This is a genomic window from Bombilactobacillus bombi (assembly GCF_013607485.1).
In the GTDB taxonomy this organism is placed as follows: domain Bacteria; phylum Bacillota; class Bacilli; order Lactobacillales; family Lactobacillaceae; genus Bombilactobacillus; species Bombilactobacillus bombi_A.
Map to the genome: position 1 here is coordinate 1 of NZ_SCHP01000077.1, position 4,160 is coordinate 4,160.

General features: G+C 29.1%; 4 protein-coding genes and 2 pseudogenes. 1 reads left to right on the forward strand and 5 read right to left on the reverse strand.

Annotation, left to right across the window (positions count from 1 at the left end; all coding sequences use genetic code 11):
* Positions 1-173 precede the first annotated feature (173 nt).
* From EQ827_RS08010 to EQ827_RS08020, 3 genes are all read right to left on the reverse strand, one after another.
* Positions 174-395 (reverse strand): hypothetical protein, encoded by a 222-nt coding sequence (locus EQ827_RS08010; RefSeq protein WP_181190470.1) that lies wholly within the window; start codon positions 393-395, stop codon positions 174-176.
* A gap of 70 nt (positions 396-465) precedes the next feature.
* A complete protein-coding gene (locus EQ827_RS08015; protein WP_181190471.1) occupies positions 466-1,230 on the reverse strand; it encodes a hypothetical protein in 765 nt (254 codons plus the stop codon).
* Positions 1,231-1,269: 39 nt separating this feature from the next.
* A complete protein-coding gene (locus tag EQ827_RS08020) occupies positions 1,270-2,187 on the reverse strand; it encodes an MFS transporter (protein ID WP_181190472.1) in 918 nt (305 codons plus the stop codon).
* A gap of 160 nt (positions 2,188-2,347) precedes the next feature.
* Between EQ827_RS08020 and EQ827_RS08025 the strand changes: the two genes are divergently transcribed.
* Complete coding sequence (locus EQ827_RS08025; protein WP_181190473.1) at positions 2,348-2,896, forward strand: TetR/AcrR family transcriptional regulator; 549 nt, start codon at positions 2,348-2,350, stop codon at positions 2,894-2,896.
* A gap of 403 nt (positions 2,897-3,299) precedes the next feature.
* Here the strand turns inward: EQ827_RS08025 and EQ827_RS08030 are convergent.
* Together EQ827_RS08030 and EQ827_RS08035 are read right to left on the reverse strand one after the other, a co-directional pair.
* Positions 3,300-3,447 (reverse strand): annotated as a pseudogene (locus EQ827_RS08030) (transposase); the annotation flags it as partial.
* A gap of 326 nt (positions 3,448-3,773) precedes the next feature.
* A pseudogene (locus EQ827_RS08035) lies at positions 3,774-4,160 on the reverse strand (ABC transporter permease); the annotation flags it as partial.

The following is a 4,160-nucleotide window of genomic DNA, read 5'->3' on the forward strand; positions in this document are numbered from 1 at the left end:
AATATTTATAGTAAACCAATGATGACCATATATAATTTCTTCAAAATCATGAATCATAAATAAACCTAGAAAAAATAGCGAATCCCAATATATCATTTTAATATCTTCCCTTGTCTAAAATAGTTTTATAAAATTTATATTCTTACATTTGTATTTATACATAATTACATTTATTAGCTAAGAAAGACATTATCTGATTGATTTATACACATATTCACTGCATCCGCAGATAAAGTTAAAACATCTTCATCGCTAGATAATACTGAACGGTAATTAACACCAATAACATTTCTAATCATTTCTACACTAGAATTTTTCCAACAATTAATAGTCTCTTCAATGGGTAATCTCAAATATGGCACTTTAACACCATAAGACACAATTCCACATTCCATTATTGAATCTCCTTAAAATATTTTTCAAACAATTATTTTATTATTAACAAAACAGTTGCACATTTTTAGGCTAAAGCTTCTGTTTTGTATTTTTAAATAACAAACCAGATAACATTGAAATCAATGCGATTGGCATCATAACACGATATATTTGTAAAAATGCATCTACAAGCTGTTCTTTGGCATGATGTTTTATCTTACTTGTCAAACTTTCAATTTCTTGATTAGTTTGTTGAACTTTTTGTTTAATTTTATTTTTAGCAATTTTCATCATTTTAGGATATAAAGCTTGTTTAACCTTGGGTGGCAGAGGTCCTTGCTTTTGAAGAGCTACCTCTACTTGTTGGTGAGCTTTAATGTTTAGCTGATTATTGCTTAATGAGATTTTTTTAGGCTTAATTTTATTTGTAGAAATTGTAGTATTGCTGGAAGTTTTAAGTGTATGCTGTATTTTATCTATAGCTTTATCCTTAAAACTATTAGGTAAACTTGAATTATTTATTTGAGTAGAAGCATAATTACTAATATTATCTTTGGCATTATTTACATTGGTAGTTAATAGCGAAACAAAAATTGCTGTTGCTAAAACAAGCCCAATCTGTCTTAAAACATTAGCTACACTTTGTGAAGCCGTAAGCAATTTCCCTTTAAAATCAGCTGCTGCCATAACATTAGCTGGGCCTGCGATAATTCCATAACCTAAACCTAGTAAAACATCTGCAGTTATTAAAGAATTAATATTAATGTCAGTTTGCATATTACCTAACACATAATAACTCAACCCCAAAAAGGCAAAACCTAGTAAAACTAGATATCTAGTCTTAATTTTTTTCATCAGTAATGAAGCTAAAATTACAAAAATAAATACCGAAATTTAGTATGGAGTCATTAACAAAGCTGCATGCAACTCACTTTTACTTTGAGTTTTCACTAAAAATGTCGGCATCGTTATCGCAAAGCCACCAAGAAAAAAATTACATAGAATTAAGCTCAATGAAGCACCATTAAAATTGCGACTTTTAAATAGTGTTAAATTAATCATGGGTTCACTAACCTTGAGTTCGGTTATGATAAATAAAATAAAAGAAACAATAGCGGTTAAAATTAGCCCTATTATTGTTGATGATGACCAGCCCCAGCTATTACCCTTAATTAGAGTTAGCGTTAAAGAAAATAACATTACCATAGATAATATAGATCCCAAAAGATCGATTTTTTCTGATAACTTAGTTTCTTGCTTTATCGGCAGAACAAATGGTGCAACAATAATTGTTAGTAAAAGAAATGGAACATTAATATAAAAAACCCAACGCCAGCCATAATATTGAGCAATCATACCACCAATAGTTGGTCCTAAAGCAGCAGCAAATCCCTGTGCTCCTCCTAAAAGTGCCACAATCTTATTACGTTCTTCGACAGTTACTTGTGCTAAAGAAATCGTCATGGCTAAAGGCAAGATTGTAGCAGCACCAAAGCTTTGAACAACTCTTCCAAATAATAAAAATGATAAATTATTAGACATTCCACTGAGTATAGAACCAACAGTAAATAAAATTAAACCGATTATAAAATATTTATTTTTACCTCTTATTTCCGCTAATCTACTGAATAAAATTGTTAAAGTAGCAAAAATAATTGTATATAAATTTACTGCCCATGATAATGAATCGAGACTTACATTTAATCCACTTTGAATTTCTGGTAATACTATGGTCATAATAGTTGTATCAAGCATACAAAAAAATGTTCCGACTGCCATTATTATAATAATTAATGCCTTTTTTCTTGACATTGTTTCTCTCCTTAATCAATTTATATTTTCTCACTAATGCAAATAATGCACAGATGTGACAATTTAAGTATAGTATAATAAGATAGATAAAATATAACAATAAGTAGAAGCAAAATTTAATAATTGTCACAGAAATCGATTATATGTGGGGGTATAAGAAGTGTCACAAAGAATGACTAATCAAACTAAAAAATGGATTTTTGAATCTTTCGCTGAATTAGTAAAAGATACCAATTATAAAGATATTTCAATTTCTATGATTATGGAAAATGCACAGTTATCAAGAAGAACTTTTTACCGCTTTTTCAAATCTAAAGATGATCTTCTCGAAAAATATTTTTTACAATTATTTGAAAAATATTTTCATGATATTCAAACTAAAAAATTTAATTCATTTTCTGATCTTATACTGGAATTTTTTGTTTTCTGGGATCAATATCGTAAGCCACTCCAAGCTTTTCAAAAGCAAAATTTATTGATTGATTCCTTAAGAGTTTATAATGAACAAGTTGCAAATAACTACAAAAAAAGCTCTTTACCATGGCATGATAAAGAGTTGAATTCTAAACAAATTGCAGTAATTACAGAATTTGCTGTAGGCGGATTATGGAATATATTTATTAATTGGGGACTTGAAGATACACATACTCCTAAAGAAATGGCAGATGAAGTTATAGCTGGACTAAAAACAATGGTTTGGAAAAATTAATTATAATTTTAACAAGTTTAGAAAATAAAAACTTTTATTTACAAATTAATATACTCAGTTACACTTTCCCGAAAGTACAACAGGCAGTATCATGACAAAAGTTGAAATTGGAAGAAGCTTGAATTGATTTAATCACTAAAAAAATCAGTTAATTATAGTATCATTCTAAATATAAATAATTGGGTTAAAACAAAATCCAACCCTTAATAAGTAATCAGCCACCAGCTATACTGGTGGCTTTTTATTAGCCCTAGAAGGGCTTGCCCCACACAAAAGGCCCTCTCTAAGGGACCCAACAAAAATCTACCAACCGCGACTATTATCATTATTTTTATGGTTTAATATTGGAAACTAGGTCAACGTACTATCTTTTACTAATTGTATCTTGTAAGCAATCTGCTGCTTATTGTTCCCGAATATATTTTTCAATTTAACCCAACAGTACTGTCATAATATCCTCCATCCCAAAAACTGCGATTGCCATATTTGTATTTCAGATTAGCATGCCGTTAATGAATTATGACGGCACTTTTTCCCTTTAAATACCCATTCAGCGGGTATGTGCTAAGCTATTATCGTTTTTTGACAGTACAAAATATTATATCGAAAGGAAGTTTTTCTATCTAAAGCTCCTCTGACCCCCACAAGTAAAACTTGTGGATTATTTAATATGGTTAAATAAATAAAAAATTACTTTGAAATTGTGCTTAAATTTTTGCAAAGTACTTTTTTGATTCTCATAATCTATGAAAATATCTAAATAAGGCCTACCTAGCAGTATTTAATGATTAACTGTGAGGTAATTATTTGTTGGATGAAATATATATGATTATTATTAAGAATTATTGGTTATTATATTTGCAGCCGAATTATCATATTAACTATTCTTTCTGCGAAAAATTATAATCCCTAATATTAAGAAGATAGTCAAATAAATAACATAACCTATGGAAATAGATAATAAAGTTAAATGGGTAAATTTTTCTAAATGGTAATCTACCAATTGTGAACCAAGATTCATCATGTTAATGGGCAACCACTTAAGCCATTGAAATTTGTCTAATAACATATACATCAATTGGCTAAAAATTGAAGCTGCGAAATAGACAATTATACCTGCAATCAATGCTGGCGTAGAATTATTAAACATTGTTGCTAATAACAGAACAAAACTCATCAAAAATAGCAATGTAAGAAATTCAGAAACATTGTTTGCCTGCCATGCTTGAATGACAGTTTGTTTCTTACTGAAATAATCAGTTAG